Below are 19,057 nucleotides of genomic sequence, written 5' to 3' on the forward strand. Positions count from 1 at the left end.
CATCTCAGTTTTCAGTTCGTTGGTTTGTGGAAACTGGGTATGTAAACTGTTTGCTTTTTTTTAAAATAATTATTCTTTTTATTAAAAATAAAAAGTGTTTATGGTATTTACGAAGAAAATTGTGTTTTGGTTTTTGATGGGTTTCGATTTATTTTTGACCTATGTTGTTTTTTTCTGGAATTCAATTTTGAAAACGAATGTCACACTGAGCTTGTCGAAGTGTTTTTTTATCAACTTCACAATCTTACGATTTTTCAATTAATCTCTTTAATATCCGATTAGTTTTGTCAATTTTTAATTAAAGATCCTTCGTAAAAACTCAGGATAAGCGATTCACACATTTTTTGCGAAAAGCAAAAAATGGTTCTCTGCTTACATTTCTAACTTATTCACTTTATTCATCATTTGAACTCCATGCACCAAAGTTGCGCCACTTTTAATAGCAGCACCTACATGAATTGCTTCCATCATTTCTTCTTTGGTAACACCTCTTTGTAACGTGTCTTTTGTGTAGGCATCTATACAATATGGGCATTGTTCTGTATGTGCAACTGCCAAGGCAATTAAAGATTTTTCACGAGCCGTTAAAGCTCCTTCCTCGAAAACTTTCCCATAATAATCGAAGAACTTGTTTCCAAGTTCTTCGCTCCATTCTGTTATTTTTCCGAATTTTCTTAAATCTGCGGAATCGTAATATGTTTTAGACATTTATCTTTTTTTTGAAAATTAAAAAGTGAAAGATAATAATTTATTTTCCGTTTAAACTCCAATCGTATTTTAAATAAGAGATTCTTGCGTTTTTTTTGATTTCTGTATCAGAATATTTGTTTAAATAATCGATTACAGAACCATTTTTAGTAAAATCTTTTTTAAACCAATCGAAAATTGAAGAAATTTGAACTCTCTTATTTGATATTTTATTTCTTGATGAATCGTTTACGAATTCTTTCATTAATTTTTCTAACGAAGCATCTATATTTTCTTCTGTAAAAGCCATGTTTAATAATTTAGGACAAGAACCAGAAGCACAATTCACACCAACGTGAATTCTTGGGTCGAACAAATTTTTACGTAATATTTCGTGTTCTATATGATCTAAAGTATAGGTTTTTCCACCAACTTTCGCAAAAGGAATTTTCCAAGCAGTTTTGCCTTTTTCTTTAATATCTGTAATACTTTTTAATGGATAATTTTCTAAAATTATTTTTATGGTATATGCATTGTAAGCATTTATCCAAAAAGCTTTCTGCTTATTTTTAGACCAAGATTTGTCTGGAGAAGTTTTTTCTAAATAAGAAATATAACTGTCTAATTTTGTTTTGTCTTCTTTAAAAGCTTTGTAATCTACAACTCCGTCTTTTGTAACATGTTTTTGAAGTAAATCGTTAAATATAGATGTTTGTGCGTTTACTTGACTAAAAGTAAGAATTGTTATAAGTGCTAAAATTATTTTTTTCATGGTATGTTTTATTTGTTACTTGATTTTTTAGACGAAGGTTTTTTATATTGATTACAATAATAGTTCCAAAGTTTTTAAAAATATCGTTTTTTTAAGATTTTCTATTTATTTTTTAGAAAATTTGATTCGGATTGAATTTTTCGACTTCGTTCAAAACAGTCCAATTATTCGAGATCTATTTTTATGCTGAACTAGATTCAGTATCTGTTATAATCATGAAATTACTTTTAAACTGATGAGATGCTGAAATAAATTTAGGATAAAAAAAGCGAGTAGTGAAAGTTGGAAATAGCTTCAAATAAAAATGATTATTTTTGCCGACAATTATATAGTTAAACAACCAAATACATATACATAAAAATGAAAGCATATATATTTCCGGGTCAAGGAGCGCAATTTACTGGAATGGGATTAGATTTGTACGAAAAATCGCCTTTAGCGCAAGAATATTTCGAGAAAGCGAACGATATTTTAGGATTCTCTATCACAGATATTATGTTCGAAGGAACTGCAGAGCAATTGAAACAAACAAAAGTTACCCAGCCTGCAATTTTCTTACATTCTGTAATTTTAGCGAAAGTTTTAGGAGATTCTTTTCAACCAGAAATGGTGGCAGGACATTCTTTGGGAGAATTATCTGCTTTGGTTGCAAATGGAGTTTTATCTTTTGAAGACGGGTTAACTTTGGTCTCTAAACGTGCTTTGGCAATGCAAAAAGCGTGTGAAGCTGCACCTTCTACAATGGCTGCAGTTTTAGGTTTAGAAGATCAGATTGTTGAAGAAACTTGTGCAGAAATTGATGGAGTAGTAGTTGCTGCAAATTACAATTGCCCTGGACAATTGGTAATTTCAGGAGAAATTGAAGCAGTTGAAAAAGCATGTGCAGTTTTAACAGAAAAAGGAGCAAAAAGAGCGATATTATTACCTGTTGGTGGTGCATTTCACTCACCAATGATGGAGCCTGCAAGAGAAGAATTAGCAGCAGCAATTGAGACGACTGAATTTAGCGAACCAACTTGCCCAGTTTACCAGAATGTTACTGCAGGCGCTGTTACGAGTGCAGATGAGATTAAGAAAAATTTAATGATTCAGTTAACTGCGCCTGTAAAATGGACACAATCGATCCAAGCCATGGTTGCTGATGGTGGAACTGAATTTATAGAAGTTGGACCAGGGAAAGTACTACAAGGTTTAATGCGTAAAATTGATAGAAGTGTGGCTGCAAATGGAGCTTTGTTTTAGTTGGCAGTCTTCAGTAAAAAAAAATCCCATTTTCTACTTTAGAAAATGGGATTTTTTTAAGATTTTTTCTTAATTCTTAATTCTTAATTCTTAATTCTTAATTCTTAATTCTTAATCGGTTTCTGTGTTCTATTCAATAGAATAGGTTTTCCATACCCTAATTGTTTCATTCTTTTTAATTGTGTTTCTGCATCACCAACCACCAACCAAATCATTTTATCTGGGTTCACATATTTGTTTGCCAACTCTTTAATTTGTTCTTTAGTCATGTTATTTACAATTGCTTCTCTGTCTTTTACATAATCTGCTTTCCAGCCATAATTACTAATATTAGATAACATTTGTAATTTTGCGCCAGCAGTTTCAAAAGCTCTTGCGTTACTTTTAATTAAGAAACTTTTTGTGGTTTCTAAATCTTTGTTTGAAAATGTATCTGGATACTCTTTTAAAATTTTCTTTACCAATTGTGCAGATTCTAAGGTTACATTAGATCTTACACCGCTTGAAATTGTAAAAGCACCTTTTGCTTTTGTACCAGAAAATCCAGAACCAATTCCATAAGTATAGCCTTTTCCTTCACGTAATTCTTGTGTTAAACGAGAGGCAAATCCTCCTCCTCCAAGAATATAGTTCATTACAGTTGCTGGGTAAAAATCTTTATCAGTAGCTGCCAATGCTGGTGTACCAAATTGTAAAACAGATTGTTTTGCATTTGGAATGTCATAAAAGTAAACTGCAGGTTTTGTTGGAGCATCTGGCGTTTTATATTCAGGAATTGTTACTTCTTTGCTTTTCCATTTCGAATTTAAATTATCTAAAGAGGCAATCATTTCTTTTTCTGAAATATCTCCAACAACTAACATTTTAGCAACAGAAGGCGAAATATAATTGTTGTAAAAAGACTTAATATCTTCTAAAGTAATAGATTCTACAGAAGAAACAGTTCCTAAGGTGTTTTTAGAACGGATGTTGTCTTTCCCGTAAATTAATTCGTTATAAGTATTTCTTGCCACAGAATTTGGGTTTGCTTCTTGCTGATTTAAACTTGCAATCGTAGCTTTCCTTAATAACTCAAATTCTTCTGTATCGAACCTTGGTTCTAATAACATTTCTTCTACTAATGCTAAAGTTTTGTTGTAGTTTTTAGACAGTGTTGTTCCACTGATTGTTATTTCTTCTTTTCCAGAATACACATAAATGGAAGCTCCCAATTCTTGAATTGCCTCTTCCAATTCTTTTACAGTTTTATTTTTTGTTCCTTTATTTAATAAATTCGCAGTTAAATTGGCAACTCCTAATTTATCCATGGACTCTAATAACTGTCCACCATCTATAGAAATACTGAATCTTACTAAAGGAACTTCGTTGTTTTCTATCCCGTAAATTTTTAAACCATTATCTAAACTACTTTCATATACTTCTGGAACCGCTAAAGAAGGTGTTTTTCCATAAGGTGGCTCAATACTTCTATCGAAAGAAGAAGGTGTTTTTTCGTAAGTTGCAGCAATTTTTGGGTCGAATTTTTCTTCTGCACCTTGTATAATTTTTTCCTCGACAACTTCAGCTAATTTAGAACCTTTTAAAGCTAATTCAGCACTGTTTTTTGGCACAAAACTAGTTGCAATGTAATTTTTGTTTTTAATGTATTTGTTATAAACTCTCATTACATCATCAGTAGTAACTGCTAGAATTCTTTTTATGTCTTCTGTTACAAAACCTGGGTTTCCTGTATATGTGTTGTAAGATGCTAAATTGGTTCCTTTGCCTAAAACACTAGATAAACTTCCGTAAAATTGTGTTTCTTGACCTGCTTTTATCCTTTTTAAATCTTTTTCCGAAATTCCCTCTTCTTCAAATTTTGCAAATGCTTTTTCGACTCCAGCTTTTACATCATCTAAATTTACATCATTAAAAGCACGAATAGAAAGTTGCGTAGAACCTGCTAATTCTGAAGTGTAATTATACATAGAAGTGTAGGAAGTTAGTTTTAAATCGTCTACCAAAACTTGATTTAAAGGAGCAGATTTACCACCCGATAAATATTGCGTTAATACTTCTAAAGCATAAGAATCTGGATGATAAGATTCTACACTTGGCCAAACCATTGTTAATTGTGGTACTCTTGCAAAATTATCTTCATAATATAAAAGTTTCGTTTCTTTTACAACACCTGGTCTTTTATTTAAAGCAGGAATATCTTCACCTCTTGGAATTTCATCAAAATATTTGTGAACCCATTTTTTTGCCTGTGCAGCATCTATGTCTCCAGACAAGACCAAAGTTGCATTATTTGGTACATACCATTTTTTAAAAAACGTTTTTACATCCTCTAAAGTCGCATTTTGTAAATCTTCTAAAGAGCCAATTACTTGCCAGTTATAAGGATGGTCTTTTGGGTACAAGTTTTTGCAAATTACATATTGGTTATGCCCATAAGGTGTGTTATCTACTCTTTGTCTTTTCTCATTTTTAACCACTTGCTTTTCTTTTGCTAAAACAGGATCTGTAACTGTATTTATAAACCAGCCTAATTTGTCTGCTTCTGCCCATATCATTTTTTCTAAGGCGTCTTTTGGCACCGTTTGTAAATAATTTGTTCTGTCTCTGGAAGTAGAGCCATTTGCGCCAGAACCACCAATTCTTGCACTCATTTTATCTAAACCTCCTTTTCCTAAATTTTCCGATTCTAAAAACAGTAAATGTTCAAATAAATGTGCAAAACCAGTTCTGCCCTCAATTTCTCTAGCAGAACCTACATGAACCATTAGTTCTACAGCGACCACTGGATCTGATTTATCTACATGAAAAATAACATCAAGTCCATTATCCAGCTCAATTTTTTCATAGTTAATACTTAGTTCTTTTTCTTCAGAAGAAGTTTCTTTGGTTGAATTGTTACAAGCAATAAATAATAAAATACTTGCAAATAGGAAAGTTATTTTTTTCATTCTTAATGATTGATTAAATAAATAAAATTACTAAAATGAAACGGATAATAGATTGATATATTGTTAAATAAAGTCGAAAAAAAAAATCCCAAACTTTAAAGTTTAGGATTTTTGTTAAATTATTTTGCTAAAACGCATTCTTCGCAATCTTTAATTTCTCCATAATACGTTTCTCTGTATTTGTGCAATGTTGCTAACGGAATAAGATTGAAGAGCATTTTTTTTATGTAGGTTACATTGGTTGTTAGAACGCCCATTTCTCTTGTGTGACGTTGTTCTAATTGTGTTTTTCTTTTAATGTTAATCAGTTTCATTGGTTATCTTTTATCATTAATAATATTAGCTACAAAGTTAAGGATGATATATGTTGAAGTCAATTTATAATTGTTAAAACCCTAATAATGAGCTTAGAAATACAATACTGAAAATTATGTTGGGATATGTTTAAGGATATGATAATTCAATTGGACAATAATTGTCATATCAAAAATAAAAAAACCTCTTTTTTTGACAAAAAACACAAAAAACTACTCAAAATTAACTAAAAACGAGTCAAAATTGAGTGATTTCTGCGTAAAATTAATAAAATTCTATAAAGATGTTTTATGATGTGAGATTGAAAATTGACGTAAGACGTAAGACTGAAATGACTTATGACTAAATGGAGTTCAATTTAAATAAAATCGAAAACAACGACTGCTAACTAAATACGAAGCACTGCCAACTGACTTACTGTTTCAATTGCCATTGCCAAGCAGAGGCTAAAGCTTCATCTAAACTTTTTTCTGTTTTCCAGTTTAGTTCTTTATTTGCGATTGTTGTATCTGCATATGCAGCTGTAATATCTCCTTTACGTCTGCCAACAATTTTATAATTTAAAGGTTTTCCAGATGCTTTTTCGAATGCTTTTATAACTTGTAAAACAGAGCTTCCTGTTCCTGTACCCACATTAAAAAACTCGAAACTTTCTTTATTATTTTTATTAATTAAACGCTGTAATGCAGCAATATGTGCTTTTGCTAAATCTACAACGTGAATATAATCTCTTACTGCTGTTCCATCGGAAGTTGGGTAATCATCACCAAAAACAGATAATTCTTTACGAATTCCAGCTGCAGTTTGTGTTACAAAAGGAATTAAATTTTGAGGAACTCCCAAAGGTAATTCTCCAATTTTTATACTTTCATGTGCTCCAATTGGGTTAAAGTAACGCAAAGCAATTGCATTAATTCCATGTGCTTTACTTGCATCTTCAATAATTTCTTCGCCAATTTGTTTGGTGTTTCCATAAACAGATTCTGCTTTTTTAACAGGCGCTTTTTCTGTAATTGGTAATTCATCTGCTTGTCCATAAACTGTACAGGAAGAAGAGAAAATAAAATTATCTATATTTCGATCCCTCATTTCTTGTAAAAGATATACCAAGGCACTTAAATTATTTTCATAATAATCTAAAGGTTTTTGCATGCTTTCTCCAACGGCTTTAAAGGCTGCGAAATGTATAATTCCATCCACTTTATTGTTTTCAAAGAAGTTTTTTACATCATCTTTAACACGTAAATCAATTTTATAAAAATCTGGCTTTTTACCAGTAATTTCTGTAATACTATCTAAAACTTTTAGTGTTGTGTTGGATAAATCATCAATAATTACAACATTAAAACCTGCGTTTTGTAATTCTACAACAGTATGAGAGCCAATGAAACCTAAACCTCCTGTTACTAATATTCTTTTCATACTATTTTATAAATTGATTAATTGTATCTGTAATAAATTCTAATTGTTCTTTATCTAATTCTGTATGCATAGGTAAAGAAATTACTGTTTTTATCAATTCGTTGGTTACTGGGAAATCACTTTCCTTGTAACGAGTATCTTTATAAGCTTTTTGAGCATGCAATGCAACTGGATAATAAATTGCATTCGGAATTCCTTTGTCTAATAAATGTTTGTGCAATTCGTCTCTTTTTCCATTGGTAATTTGCAATGTATATTGATGAAAAACGTGGCAATCGCAAGTATCACAAATTTCGCCTGAATTATTTGTTGCGTGCGATTTTGCAGTTGGTGTAATGATGTTTGGATTGTTTTTAAATGCATTGTTATAAAAACGAGCTGCATTTCTACGAGCGTTACAATAAGAATCTAAAAGTGGTAATTTCGCTTTTAGAACTCCAGCTTGTATAGAATCTAATCTAGAATTTACTCCTACAACATCGTGGTAATAACGCGTGTACATTCCATGATTTACAATACCTCTTAATGTGTGAGCCAATTCATCATTATTAGTAAAAATGGCACCTCCATCTCCATAACATCCTAAGTTTTTCGAAGGAAAAAAAGAGGTTGTGCCTACGTTTCCAATCGTTCCAGCTTTTTGTTTTTTACCATTTTTAAACGTGTAATTTGCGCCAATTGCTTGTGCATTGTCTTCAATTACAAAAAGGTTATGTTCTTTAGCAATTTCTAAAACAGCATCCATATTTGCCACTTGTCCAAATAAATGCACAGGTACAATTGCTTTTGTTTTTGGTGTAATTGCTTTTTTTAAGGCTTCAATATCTATATTAAAAGTGTCCTTTTCTACATCTACTAAAACTGGCGTTAATTTTAAAAGGGCAATCACTTCTACAGTTGCAGCAAAAGTAAAATCGGCAGTAATAACTTCATCTCCTTGTTCTAAACCTAAACCCATCATTGCAATTTGCAAAGCATCTGTTCCATTGGCACAAGGAATTACATGTTTTACGTCTAAATAGTTCTCTAAATCTGCTTGAAATTCGTGAACTAGAGGGCCATTTATATAGGAAGATGTGTTTAAAACTTCTTGAATGGAAGTATTTACGGTTTCTTTTATTTGTTCATATTGACTTTGCAAGTCAACCATTTGAATTTTTTTCATAAAAAGAATTTTGAGCTTCAAAAATACGAACAAACTTTCATTGTTTTTGTATGAATAAGAAAATAATAAATGATTTATCTTTGGTGAAAATCAATATTTATGAAGATTTTAAGGAATATATTAAAAATACTTGCAGTTCTAATTTTAGGAATCGTTGCTTTTGGATGGTATTATAAAACCACTTTAGAGCCAAAATATACTGGAGAATTAAAAATTAAAAGTTTAAAAGAAGCAGTAACTATTTATTTTGATGAAATTGGTGTTCCTCATATAAATGCAAACAATCAACAAGATGCTTATATAGCTTTAGGGTATGTACATGCGCAAGATCGATTGTGGCAAATGGAGTTAATAAGAAGAATTGCTGCAGGAAGATTATCTGAAATTTTTGGAGAAAAATTAATAAGAACAGATAAGCTTTTTTCTGGTTTAGGAATCGAAGAAGCTTCTGCAAAAACCATCGAAAATTTAGACAAAAACTCGGCACCTTATAAATTGGCAATGGCTTATTTAGAAGGCGTAAATAATTATATAGAACAAGGAAAAACTCCTATTGAATTTACTTTGGTTGGCGTAGAAAAAGAGAAATATACATTAAAAGATATGTACAATGTTTTTGGTTATATGGCTTTTAGTTTTGCAGTTGCTCATAAAACCGATCCAATGTTAAATGAAGTAAAAGAAAAATTAGGCGATGCTTATTTTAATGAATTAATTGGGGTTGAAAAAGAGAATTTAACGTTGATAAAAAACGAGAAAAATCCAGAAATTACAGGTACTTTTTCCCAAGCAATAAATAGTTTAATGGAAGTTTTACCAATTTCGCCATTTATTGGAAGTAATTCTTGGGTTATTGGTGCAAATAAAACCAAAAACGGAAAAGTAATTTTTGTAAACGATCCTCATATTGGGTTTTCACAACCTTCAGTTTGGTATCAAGCACATGTAAAAACACCAGATTACGAAATGTATGGTTTTCATTTGGCGTTAGTTCCTTTTCCACTGTTGGGTCATAATAAAAACTATGCTTATGGTTTAACCATGTTCGAAAATGACGATGTTGATTTTTATGTTGAAGAGAATAATCCTGAAAACAACAATCAATATAAATTTAAAGATTCTTTTTTAAAGTACAATGTAGTTGAAAAGCGCTTAAAAATAAAAGATAAAAAAGACTCGATTTATACAATTAAAATAAGCAAACATGGTTCTTTAATGAATGGAATTATAGATCAATTAAAAGATAAGCGACCAATTGCAATGCAGTGGATTTACACGAAATTAGAGAATAAAATTTTAGATGTGGCTTACGAGATTTCTCATGCGAAAAACTTAACAGATTTTAAAAACGGAGCTAGTAAATTGCATGCGCCAGGTTTAAATATGATGTATGGAGATTCTAAAAATAATATTGCGTGGTTTGCTTCTGGGAAATTATATAAATATAGAGATTCTTTATACACAAAAACGTTTTTAAATGGCGCTTCTGGGAAAGATGAAATTTTAGAATATTTAGATTTTGAAGAAAACCCGCAAGCGATAAACCCAAGTAATAATTATGTGTACTCTGCGAATAACCAACCAGATTCTATTGCAAACATGTTGTACCCTGGTTATTATTTATCGGAAGACAGAGCAAAAAGAATTGTAGATTTATTGGCTCCAAAAAACGATTGGACTAAAAACGACGTTGCCAAAATGTTGTTGGACAACACTTCTCTAACAGCTCCAAATGTTGCAAAAAATTTATTGGAATCTTTAGATAAAAGTAATTTATCTGCAAGCGAAAAAACTGCGATAGAAATTCTAAAAAACTGGAAAGGAAATTTCGATAAAAATGAAGTTGCACCTGTAATTTACAATCGTTTTATTTACGAATTTCAAAAAAACACATTTGCAGATGAAATGGGAGAGGGATACAGTCAATTTGTAAATACGCCTTTTGTAGAAAAGGTTTTACCAGTTCAGGCGAAAAGAGAAAATTCGGTTTGGTGGGATAATGTTTCCACAAAAGATAAAGTAGAAACCAAGCAAGAAATTGTTACAAATTCCTTTAAAAATGCTTTCTTATTTTTAAAAAACCAATTAGGAACGAATGTAGAGCGTTGGAAATGGGAAAGAGTAATTTCTGTAGAATACAAACATGCAGTTGGAGAAGTTGCTGCTTTAAGAAGTTTTTTTAATGTTGGGCCTTTTGTAACTGCTGGAGGAGATCAAGTAATTAACAATCAAATTTATAATATCGATTCTACAGGAGTTTATAAAGTGGTTGCTGGACCTTCCACAAGAAGAATTGTCGATTTTTCTGATGTAGATAATAGTTTGGCGATTATTCCCACAGGACAATCAGGGCGCGTTTTTAGCAAACATTATAAAGACCAAGCTATAAAATACTTAAATGGAGAATTTGTGAAGATGAAGTTGAATCTTTCAGAAATTAGAGAAAGTAAGAATGTTTTAATTTTAAAGCCTAAGAAAGAATAGTTACGATTATTGCAACAAATACAACAGTAATTATTAAATTATTGAATTGATGTCCATGAATATCAAAATGATTTTTGGAATTTTTGATTCCAAAAATGTATTCATTGTACTTGTATTTTGGTTTTTTGAAAATGGTTCAAATACTATTTTTTCATATTAATCTCTTCAATTAGCATTTTTTCAATATCGGCTATAGAAGAAGAATTATAAATTAATTTATTATTAATCATTATTGTAGGTGTACCATAAATTCCAGCAGCATTAAGTTTAGAAAAATTATCTTTTAAAGCTGTTTTAATGTTTTCACTTTCTAAATCAGACTTAAACTGTTCCAAATTAAGATCTATATTTTTTGCAATTTTTAAAAGATCTATTTTCTCAGGTAGATATTTAGTAAAAGCGATTGAATCATACATTTCCCAAAATTTACCTTGTTTCCCTGCACTTTCCAAAGCTATTGCAGAAAGAGAAGTGTATGACCCAAATTGGGTAAATCCAAACCTGACACTATTTTTATACTTCTGGTAAAGTTCATTAAATATTGGAGCATACTCTCTGCACATTTCACATTCTAAATCTGAAATTTGTAAAAATGTCACTTTAGAATCTAAATTACCTTTATAATAGGTCATTAAATCATTAATTTTAATTGCAGGGGGATTTGGAGGTTTTAATAGTATTTTTACATTATATTTTGTTTTCAAAGAATCTACGTATTGCTTTAATATATAATATTTAAAGCGTTGTAAAATTAGCTCTTTCCCTTTTTTTGATTTTGAATCGTAAGTTGTGAGACCTCTTTCCAATACGTTTATTTTAGTGCCATACTGGTTTCTTTTTATAAATAAATTTAATGAAGTTTTATTTATTTTTGATAGATAGAGGTTTTGAATTAATTTAGAAACTTTAATTTTTTTTTTCTTTGCTTCAAGTTCTAATATTTTATCTTCTACAATTTCTTCAGAAGCAACTTTTCGAATAGTATAAATTCGGTTCAATTCATCAAATAATTCTTGTCTAATTTTAAAATCTAATTCGCTGTAGCTAATTTTGATAGAGTCTATTTCAATCGCATTTTTTGCTGAGGATAGATTTTTAGTTCTTTTTTTTTCTGACAAACACGATGTCAATGTCATAAATAAAAATAATATGATAGCAAGTTTAGTCATGATTATTTAAAAATAAAAGGGAAAATTTTTAGAATGCCCTTATTATATTATTCAATTTACTTTACTTAAATACAGTTTAGTATTTCTACCTTCAGTCATCATATTTCTCAATATTGAAGATCTTTGAGAACCAATAGGTAGTAAGGTTTTTATACCAGAGCTACTATAGTTATATACATCACATCTATTTGCATTTCTACTATCTTCATCATCAGATAAAATATAACCTTTATTGTACTTATTTGTTCCAAATCTACCTAAAACGCCATAGCTCATATTAAAAGAAGGTAAAGCTTGTGAAGAATTAGTTTTTTGATACATTATCCAAGATAGTTGGTAATTTCCACCAGATAATAAAGTGTATCCTTTCCAACCTTGTGTCAAACTACCATTAATAGTGGAATTATTTGCATTTTTTCTGTCTTGATTATCAAAATACCTATCGATTCTTATGGTGGAGTTCGGTACATTTGAAGTTAAATTTAAAATCGCGTAATCGTAATTAGTTTTTACAAAATTATTTGGCACAATACAAAATTTAAGTGTAAGGTTTTTATTTCTATCAGCATAACTATCACCAGTCCAATCTTCGGTTTTGGTTGTCGGTCTACTATCCTCACAGTCCATAAAAATTTTTAACTCTTCATTGCCAGCACAAGTAAGGTCTTTAAAAACACCAACAAAATTAATTCCACTTGATTTAGAATATATTTTTTGCTTTGTATAGCTCTTCAAAAGTTCAGCTTCAACCTTTTGTCTAATATGAAGTGAAGCATCTGTTTCAATTTTTTCAGTACTAAAATCATTTTCGATTTTAACATCACCTTTATTAAAAAATGTTTCAATTTTTTCTAATTCTGTGGTTAAATCAATTTCATTATTCTTTCTTCTGTATTACAGCTGTTAAATAAAATTACTAAAGTTAGTATAGAAGTAATTTTTAAAATTATTTTTTTCATAATATTTGTTTTAAATATATTATTTAATTCCTTTGATAAGATAATCGTAAAAGTTACTTAGCAGAATTATTTTAAAGTAACCAATTAAATTTAGATTAAAAAAATCATTACATAGGCATATTTTTTAGTTTGCTCTTCTATTAATTGGAACTGTTATTTCTGTAATTGCAGATGCTCTAAAGAAACCCAGCCCTCCATTACTAATATTTGTAGGAGGAGATGAAGGTGAAGGATGATAAACACCACCATCTTGGTCAAATTGGTTTAAAAGAGCATCATAATATTTATAGGCTTTTGGTGAAAGACTATTCATTTTAAAATATAGTTCATCTCTATAACTATAAATAAAAAAATTAAAGCCTTTTAATTCAGCCCCATCATCTAAATTCAATCCACTTACTGTTGGTTCAGTATTTTTATCAGAAAAAATTGAAATCTCCCATATATCGCTAGAGCCAGTTTTAAAATATTCCTCATTTTGTAATTGAAATAAATATTGGTTTAAAACATCTTTTTGAGGGTCTTTAAAATAAAGTAATGGTACGAGTCCTTCTTGTCCATCTTTCTCAGAAACTTTTTTTTCAAAACCTATAGAGTCTATTTTTGCTGTAGGATACATATAATCAGTTGCTATAAAAGTTTCTTTCTCTTTAGTAACAACTTTTAATGTATATGTCCTTTCGGGAACTCCTATTAAGTGAGAGGTTTTGTAAAACCCTCCAATATGATAATTAAGAACGTCATTCAAGTAAATTGTATCTATAATGTTTCCATTATCGTCTTTAATGTACTTTACTGTAGCATTTAAAGATTCATCAAAAATATATTGATCTCTATCAGATTTTATAGGTTTTAGTGTGTCTATTTGTCCAGTATTGTCAGAAATTATGACTAAAGCGTTTGAAATAGGCTTCAATGTTACTAAGTTTGGATATATTTCTGAAGGAGTAGAAAAAACTCCTGCATTGCTTTTTGTCAACCTAATATAATGTGGTCCAGAAGTGTTTTCTATCAGTCCTTCTATTACAATTTTTGACTTAGCATCATCAATCTTTAAATCAAATTCTTCAACACATCCGTATAAGGTAATAATTAATATAAAATAGAAAACTTTTCTCATTTTTGATTAAAATTTAAAATAGTAACTGATATATGGAGTAGCCCCATATAAATACATTTTATATGCTTTACTTTGAGCTAAATATTCTGGGTTTTGCTTTACAAATAAAGAAAATATATTCTTCCTATTATATAAATTATAAACTCCAAAAGACCATTCTCCTTGCCATCTTCTATTGGTGTTTTTCTTTGATTTTAAGTTAGCTGAAATATCCATTCTATGATATGAGGGTAATTTGTAGCCATTTCTACTTGAATAATAGCTAAAAGAAGCACCATAATGATTAAATGTACCCACTGGAACTGTTATAAACCCGCCACTTGTATATTTAAAAATAGATGATATATTAAATCTTTCGGAGAATTTGTAAGATAATGTTGTTGAAAAATTATGCTGCTTATTATAAGTAGTGGGATAAGTTAGATTGTTATTAATACCCTCAATACTCCTTTCTGTATTTGACCAAGTATAACTTAACCATCCATTAAACTTCCCTTTCTTTTTTTCAAGTAAAAACTCTATTCCATAAGCTTCTCCAGTACCTGAAAGTACTTGGGTTTCAATATTAGGGTTTAAAAATAAATCAGCATTGTCTATATAGTCTATTACATTATTCATGCTTTTATAATAGATTTCTGTAAAAAAATCAAAATTTTTGTCTTTAGTACTCCCATAATAGCCTAAAGAATATTGGTTAGCAGTTTGTGGTTTTATATATGTATCTGAGGGTAACCAAACATCTGTAGGTAATCCTAAAGTTGAGTTACTAATTAAATGCTGATATTGCTTAGTTCTGGTGAAAGCTGCTTTAATTGCATGTCCATTATTTAAGATGTAATTTGCTGAAATACGCGGTTCTAGACCTTGGTAAAATTTTACTAACTCTCCATTTTTATATTTCTTTGTAGCTATGATATTAAAATCTTCATCATATTGATTCACAGAAGCATTACCTAATAAGAAAAAGCTAGAGTATCTAAATCCATAATTTACTTTTAAATGATTGCCTATTTTTTGGGTATTGTTGATATAAATATTTCCTTCAATAGTTTTTTTACCCTCTAATTCAAATCTTTTTGTAATCGATTCTGTATTTCTGGGAATTAATTTTCCTGGTTCATAAAAGTGGTTTTCAATAGAAAACCCAAATTTTAGATGATTTGATGGATTCAAATAAAAATCAAAATCGGATTTTAAATCAAATTCTTGCATTTCAGCAAGCCATTTGAATTCTCGAATATCATCTCTTAAAATATAAGAATAATCATATTTGCTATAAACCAACATCGTATTAACAAATAGTCGAGTATTAACAATATAATTCCAACGTAAATTACCTGTTATATTGCCCCAATCCATACTGCTACTATCATCGATTTCACTGTAGAAGAAATGATCTCTACCTACATAGGTAGAAAAATAAAGATGATTATTTTCATTTAGTTCTACATTTACCTTGGCATTAATATCAAAAAAGTTAATCTCTTTATTTGGGTTAAAATCTCTAAAACTTTTTACACCAAGCTCTGAAAGTCCACTTCCAAGAGTATTTACAACAAATCCTGCATAACTATATCTACTTGAAATGATAAAAGATGATTTTTCTTTTACAATGGGAGATTCAATGGTAAACCTACTAGCAATAAGCCCTATGCCTCCACTTATTTTTTGCTCGTTATTATTTCCTTCTTTCATTCTTACATCAACAACAGAAGATAATCTCCCTCCAAATTGAGAAGGGATAAATGATTTATATACTTTTACATTTTTTATAGCATCAGGATTAAAAACAGAGAAAAAACCTAAAGCATGAGAAGGATTATATATAGGTGCATCATCTAACAAGAATAAGTTTTGGTCATGAGACCCACCTCTTATAGATAAATTAGTAGTACCTTCCTGAGAGGTTTGAATTCCTGGTAATAATTGAAGTCCCTTCAAAATATCAACTTCACCTGCTACAGCCGGCATTTTTTTTATTCTATCTAAATTTAAAATATGACTTCCTGGTTCTGAATTTGTAATATCATTTTTACCTTTAGCTTTAATCAAAACTTCATTTAGTATATTCGAATCTTCGATTAAACTTATATTTAGTAGAGTATTCCCAGCAATGTCGAGATTTTTTGTATAGGTTTTATATCCTAAATAAGATACTTTCAACCCATTTTTACCCTTAGGTACTTCTAAAGAATAGAATCCATAAGAATTTGATATGGCATATAAATTAGTATTTGGAATAAATATGGTAGCACCTATTAATCTTTCCCCATTATTAGTATCTGTTACAACACCATGAATGGTGTAGTTTTGGGAAAATAAGGTAATACTAAATAGTAAAAAAAGATGGATTAGGAGTTTTTTTCATAAAAAAATTCTACCACAAAAGTATTAATTTTTTTTAGAAATATAATTTTTTTTTAACAAAATAAATTTCTTAAAAAATTAGAGAACTATCTCGAACAAGCAACCCAAATAACATCATTTGGAGTAGGTGCTAAAACATTAATTTCTTCTTTGGTTACTGGGTGTATAAAATTAATTTTTCTGGCGTGTAAAGAAATGCTTCCATCTTTGTTGCTCCTATCAAAACCATATTTTAAATCGCCTTTTATAGGGCTGCCAATATGTGCCAATTGCGTTCTTATTTGGTGATGTCTTCCTGTTTCTAAATCAATTTCCAACAAAGAATAATTTTCTAATGTTTTAATAATTTTGTAATGTAAAATGGCTTTTTTACAGCCTTCTGTTTCTTTTTTATGAACAAACGATTTATTGTTTTTAGAATTCTTTTTTAAGAAGTTAATTAGCGTATCACTTTCCTTTTTTGGTGTATTTTTTACAATAGCCCAATATGTTTTTTTAATGGTTTTCTCACGCAACATTTTATTTAAACGTTCGAGCGCTTTAGAAGTTCTTGCGAAAATAATAATTCCAGAAGTGGGTCTGTCTAACCTATGAACAGTTCCTAAAAACACATTGCCAGGTTTGTTGTATTTGTCTTTAATATATTCTTTAACAACGTCACTTAAAGGTTTGTCGCCAGTTTTGTCGCCTTGCGTAATATCGCCAGCTTTCTTATTTACAATTATAAGATGGTTGTCTTCAAATAGAACCTGTAAATTGTTTTTTGTTGATTGCATTTTTTTGCTTCAAGAGCCGCCGAGAAATTATTTAAAATTGTCTTTAACATCTTTATTTACGTCATCTATAAAATCTAAGAATTCTTTTCTACCTAGCGCAGTTGAAGATGAGGTTAAAAATGTCATTGGTAATGTTTCCCAATATTGAAGTAATTTTTTCTTGTAGGAAGTAATTTGCTTATTTAATTTAGAGCTTCCTAACTTATCTGCTTTTGTAAAAACGATACAAAACGGAATTTGGTTTTCTCCCAAAAACTGCATAAACTCTAAATCGATTTTTTGCGGGTCGTGTCTAGAATCAATTAAAACAAACGTGCAAACCAATTGTTCTCGCTCTTTAAAATAGTTTTCTATAAAATATTGAAAAATTACTCTTTTCTTTTTAGAAACTTGTGCGTAACCATAACCAGGTAAATCTACTAAAAACCATTCATCATTTATTAAAAAATGATTAATCAATTGTGTTTTACCAGGTTTTCCAGAGATTTTTGCTAAGTCTTTACGCTCCATTAACATATTAATAAGAGAAGATTTACCAACATTAGAGCGCCCAATAAAAGCGTATTCTGGTTTTCTGTCTTTTGGAGCTTTTGTAACATTGCTGTTACTCATTACAAAATCTGCAGATTTAATTTTCATCCTACTAAATTCATTTTTTTTTTTTTTTTTTTTTTTTTGAAAACTTTTCTTGAGGAGAATTATAATTTTCTTGCAGTAAGCCAGTCCATTAGAATTTTATTAAATTCTTCTGGTCTTTCCATCATTGCTGCGTGTCCACATTTATCAATCCAAAATAAATCGGAATTTGGTAATAATTTATCGAAATCTGTAGCAACTTCTGGAGGCGTAACTGTGTCTTGTTTTCCCCAAATAAGGCAGGTTGGTTGTTTCATATCTGGTAAATCGTTAGCCATATTGTGTCTAATTGCACTTTTTGCAATCGACAAAGTTCTAATTACAGCACTTCTATCGTTTACAATTTTAAAAACATCGTCTACCAATTCTTTGGTTGCAATTTTTGGGTCGTAAAAAACACCTTTGGCTTTTTTTTCGATATATTCGTAGTTTCCTCTCTTTGGAAAGCTGTCTCCCATTGCTTTTTCATACAAGCCAGAACTTCCTGTTAATACCAGTGCACCCACTTTTTCTGGGTAATGTTTTGTAAAGTATAACCCAATATGTCCTCCTAAAGAATTTCCTAAGAGAATAACATTCTTCAGGTTTTTGTACTCAATAAATTCGTATAAAAATTTAGCCATGTTCTTTACGTTTGTTTTTAAGAGTGGTAAAGAATATAAAGGTAATTCTGGAATTAAAACATGATATCCATTGTTGGAAAAGTGATTAAAAGTAGCACCAAAATTGCTTAAAGCACCCATTAATCCGTGTAAAACAATGATTGCAGGTCCCTCTCCAGCTTCTGCATACGTATATTTTCCTTCGGTTTTTAACTGGTCCGTCATTGATTTTTTTTTCATTTCACTTAAACGCAAATGTAATTCTTTTTTATTAGATAATTTCCTTTTTTATAAAACGCTGAAACTCATTTTTTAAAGCTGAAAATAGCGTCTTTTCTTCAAAAAAGAAAATATTTATTAACAATGTGGTAAAAAGTGGTAAAAAGTGGTAAA

15 protein-coding genes are annotated in these 19,057 nt (G+C 29.9%); 2 read left to right on the forward strand and 13 right to left on the reverse strand.

Annotation, left to right across the window (positions count from 1 at the left end; translation table 11 throughout):
- Positions 1-372: 372 nt before the first annotated feature.
- Together J3359_RS15110 and J3359_RS15115 are read right to left on the reverse strand one after the other, a co-directional pair.
- The gene (locus J3359_RS15110) at positions 373-708 is read right to left on the reverse strand and encodes an arsenosugar biosynthesis-associated peroxidase-like protein (RefSeq protein ID WP_138534437.1); all 336 of its coding nucleotides are present in this window, start codon (positions 706-708) and stop codon (positions 373-375) included.
- A gap of 40 nt (positions 709-748) precedes the next feature.
- Complete coding sequence (locus J3359_RS15115; protein WP_208077806.1) at positions 749-1,459, reverse strand: DUF547 domain-containing protein; 711 nt, start codon at positions 1,457-1,459, stop codon at positions 749-751.
- Between the two features lie 360 nt (positions 1,460-1,819).
- Between J3359_RS15115 and fabD the strand changes: the two genes are divergently transcribed.
- Positions 1,820-2,701, forward strand: coding sequence for an ACP S-malonyltransferase (gene fabD / locus J3359_RS15120; protein WP_208077808.1), 882 nt, complete (start codon positions 1,820-1,822; stop codon positions 2,699-2,701).
- A 104-nt stretch (positions 2,702-2,805) separates the two neighbouring features.
- On the opposite strand, the gene J3359_RS15125 is transcribed toward fabD, so the two are convergent.
- The 4 genes from J3359_RS15125 to J3359_RS15140 form a co-directional block, all read right to left on the reverse strand.
- Positions 2,806-5,649 (reverse strand): M16 family metallopeptidase, encoded by a 2,844-nt coding sequence (locus J3359_RS15125; protein ID WP_208077810.1) that lies wholly within the window; start codon positions 5,647-5,649, stop codon positions 2,806-2,808.
- A gap of 119 nt (positions 5,650-5,768) precedes the next feature.
- Positions 5,769-5,963: a hypothetical protein gene (locus tag J3359_RS15130; RefSeq protein WP_207973404.1), complete on the reverse strand. Its 195-nt coding sequence runs from the start codon at positions 5,961-5,963 to the stop codon at positions 5,769-5,771.
- A gap of 415 nt (positions 5,964-6,378) precedes the next feature.
- Positions 6,379-7,386, reverse strand: a complete 1,008-nt coding sequence (gene galE, locus J3359_RS15135; protein ID WP_208077811.1) for a UDP-glucose 4-epimerase GalE — start codon at positions 7,384-7,386, stop codon at positions 6,379-6,381.
- A 1-nt stretch (position 7,387) separates the two neighbouring features.
- Positions 7,388-8,551: a DegT/DnrJ/EryC1/StrS family aminotransferase gene (locus tag J3359_RS15140; RefSeq protein ID WP_208077812.1), complete on the reverse strand. Its 1,164-nt coding sequence runs from the start codon at positions 8,549-8,551 to the stop codon at positions 7,388-7,390.
- A 99-nt stretch (positions 8,552-8,650) separates the two neighbouring features.
- On the opposite strand from J3359_RS15140, the gene J3359_RS15145 reads away from it, so the two are divergent.
- Positions 8,651-11,035: a penicillin acylase family protein gene (locus tag J3359_RS15145; protein ID WP_208077813.1), complete on the forward strand. Its 2,385-nt coding sequence runs from the start codon at positions 8,651-8,653 to the stop codon at positions 11,033-11,035.
- A 143-nt stretch (positions 11,036-11,178) separates the two neighbouring features.
- On the opposite strand, the gene J3359_RS15150 is transcribed toward J3359_RS15145, so the two are convergent.
- The 7 genes from J3359_RS15150 to J3359_RS15180 all read right to left on the reverse strand — a co-directional run bounded on the left by J3359_RS15150 (position 11,179) and on the right by J3359_RS15180 (position 18,889).
- Positions 11,179-12,153, reverse strand: a complete 975-nt coding sequence (locus J3359_RS15150; protein WP_208077814.1) for a DsbA family protein — start codon at positions 12,151-12,153, stop codon at positions 11,179-11,181.
- Between the two features lie 102 nt (positions 12,154-12,255).
- Positions 12,256-13,077: a hypothetical protein gene (locus J3359_RS15155; RefSeq protein WP_496559664.1), complete on the reverse strand. Its 822-nt coding sequence runs from the start codon at positions 13,075-13,077 to the stop codon at positions 12,256-12,258.
- Positions 13,078-13,287: 210 nt separating this feature from the next.
- Positions 13,288-14,283 carry a DUF4249 family protein gene (locus tag J3359_RS15160; RefSeq protein WP_208077816.1) on the reverse strand — a complete coding sequence of 332 codons (996 nt, stop codon included), beginning with the start codon at positions 14,281-14,283 and terminating at the stop codon, positions 13,288-13,290.
- Between the two features lie 6 nt (positions 14,284-14,289).
- Positions 14,290-16,635 carry a TonB-dependent receptor gene (locus J3359_RS15165; RefSeq protein ID WP_367890402.1) on the reverse strand — a complete coding sequence of 782 codons (2,346 nt, stop codon included), beginning with the start codon at positions 16,633-16,635 and terminating at the stop codon, positions 14,290-14,292.
- A gap of 101 nt (positions 16,636-16,736) precedes the next feature.
- Positions 16,737-17,426, reverse strand: a complete 690-nt coding sequence (locus tag J3359_RS15170) for an RluA family pseudouridine synthase (protein ID WP_208077818.1) — start codon at positions 17,424-17,426, stop codon at positions 16,737-16,739.
- 27 nt (positions 17,427-17,453) lie between these two features.
- Positions 17,454-18,065 (reverse strand): ribosome biogenesis GTP-binding protein YihA/YsxC, encoded by a 612-nt coding sequence (gene yihA / locus J3359_RS15175; protein WP_208077819.1) that lies wholly within the window; start codon positions 18,063-18,065, stop codon positions 17,454-17,456.
- A gap of 59 nt (positions 18,066-18,124) precedes the next feature.
- Positions 18,125-18,889, reverse strand: a complete 765-nt coding sequence (locus J3359_RS15180) for an alpha/beta fold hydrolase (protein ID WP_208080498.1) — start codon at positions 18,887-18,889, stop codon at positions 18,125-18,127.
- Between the last annotated feature and the right edge of the window lie 168 nt (positions 18,890-19,057).

Source organism: Polaribacter cellanae (genome assembly GCF_017569185.1).
Lineage (GTDB): Bacteria > Bacteroidota > Bacteroidia > Flavobacteriales > Flavobacteriaceae > Polaribacter > Polaribacter cellanae.

Excerpts from the sequence above, each read along its gene's own strand:
- J3359_RS15110 (WP_138534437.1), bottom strand. The coding sequence starts at position 708 with ATGTCTAAAACATATTACGATTCCGCAGATTTAAGAAAATTCGGAAAA.
- J3359_RS15115 (WP_208077806.1), bottom strand. The coding sequence starts at position 1,459 with ATGAAAAAAATAATTTTAGCACTTATAACAATTCTTACTTTTAGTCAA.
- fabD (WP_208077808.1), top strand. The coding sequence starts at position 1,820 with ATGAAAGCATATATATTTCCGGGTCAAGGAGCGCAATTTACTGGAATG.
- J3359_RS15125 (WP_208077810.1), bottom strand. The coding sequence starts at position 5,649 with ATGAAAAAAATAACTTTCCTATTTGCAAGTATTTTATTATTTATTGCT.
- J3359_RS15130 (WP_207973404.1), bottom strand. The coding sequence starts at position 5,963 with ATGAAACTGATTAACATTAAAAGAAAAACACAATTAGAACAACGTCAC.
- galE (WP_208077811.1), bottom strand. The coding sequence starts at position 7,386 with ATGAAAAGAATATTAGTAACAGGAGGTTTAGGTTTCATTGGCTCTCAT.
- J3359_RS15140 (WP_208077812.1), bottom strand. The coding sequence starts at position 8,551 with ATGAAAAAAATTCAAATGGTTGACTTGCAAAGTCAATATGAACAAATA.
- J3359_RS15145 (WP_208077813.1), top strand. The coding sequence starts at position 8,651 with ATGAAGATTTTAAGGAATATATTAAAAATACTTGCAGTTCTAATTTTA.
- J3359_RS15160 (WP_208077816.1), bottom strand. The coding sequence starts at position 14,283 with ATGAGAAAAGTTTTCTATTTTATATTAATTATTACCTTATACGGATGT.
- J3359_RS15170 (WP_208077818.1), bottom strand. The coding sequence starts at position 17,426 with ATGCAATCAACAAAAAACAATTTACAGGTTCTATTTGAAGACAACCAT.
- yihA (WP_208077819.1), bottom strand. The coding sequence starts at position 18,065 with ATGAAAATTAAATCTGCAGATTTTGTAATGAGTAACAGCAATGTTACA.
- J3359_RS15180 (WP_208080498.1), bottom strand. The coding sequence starts at position 18,889 with ATGACGGACCAGTTAAAAACCGAAGGAAAATATACGTATGCAGAAGCT.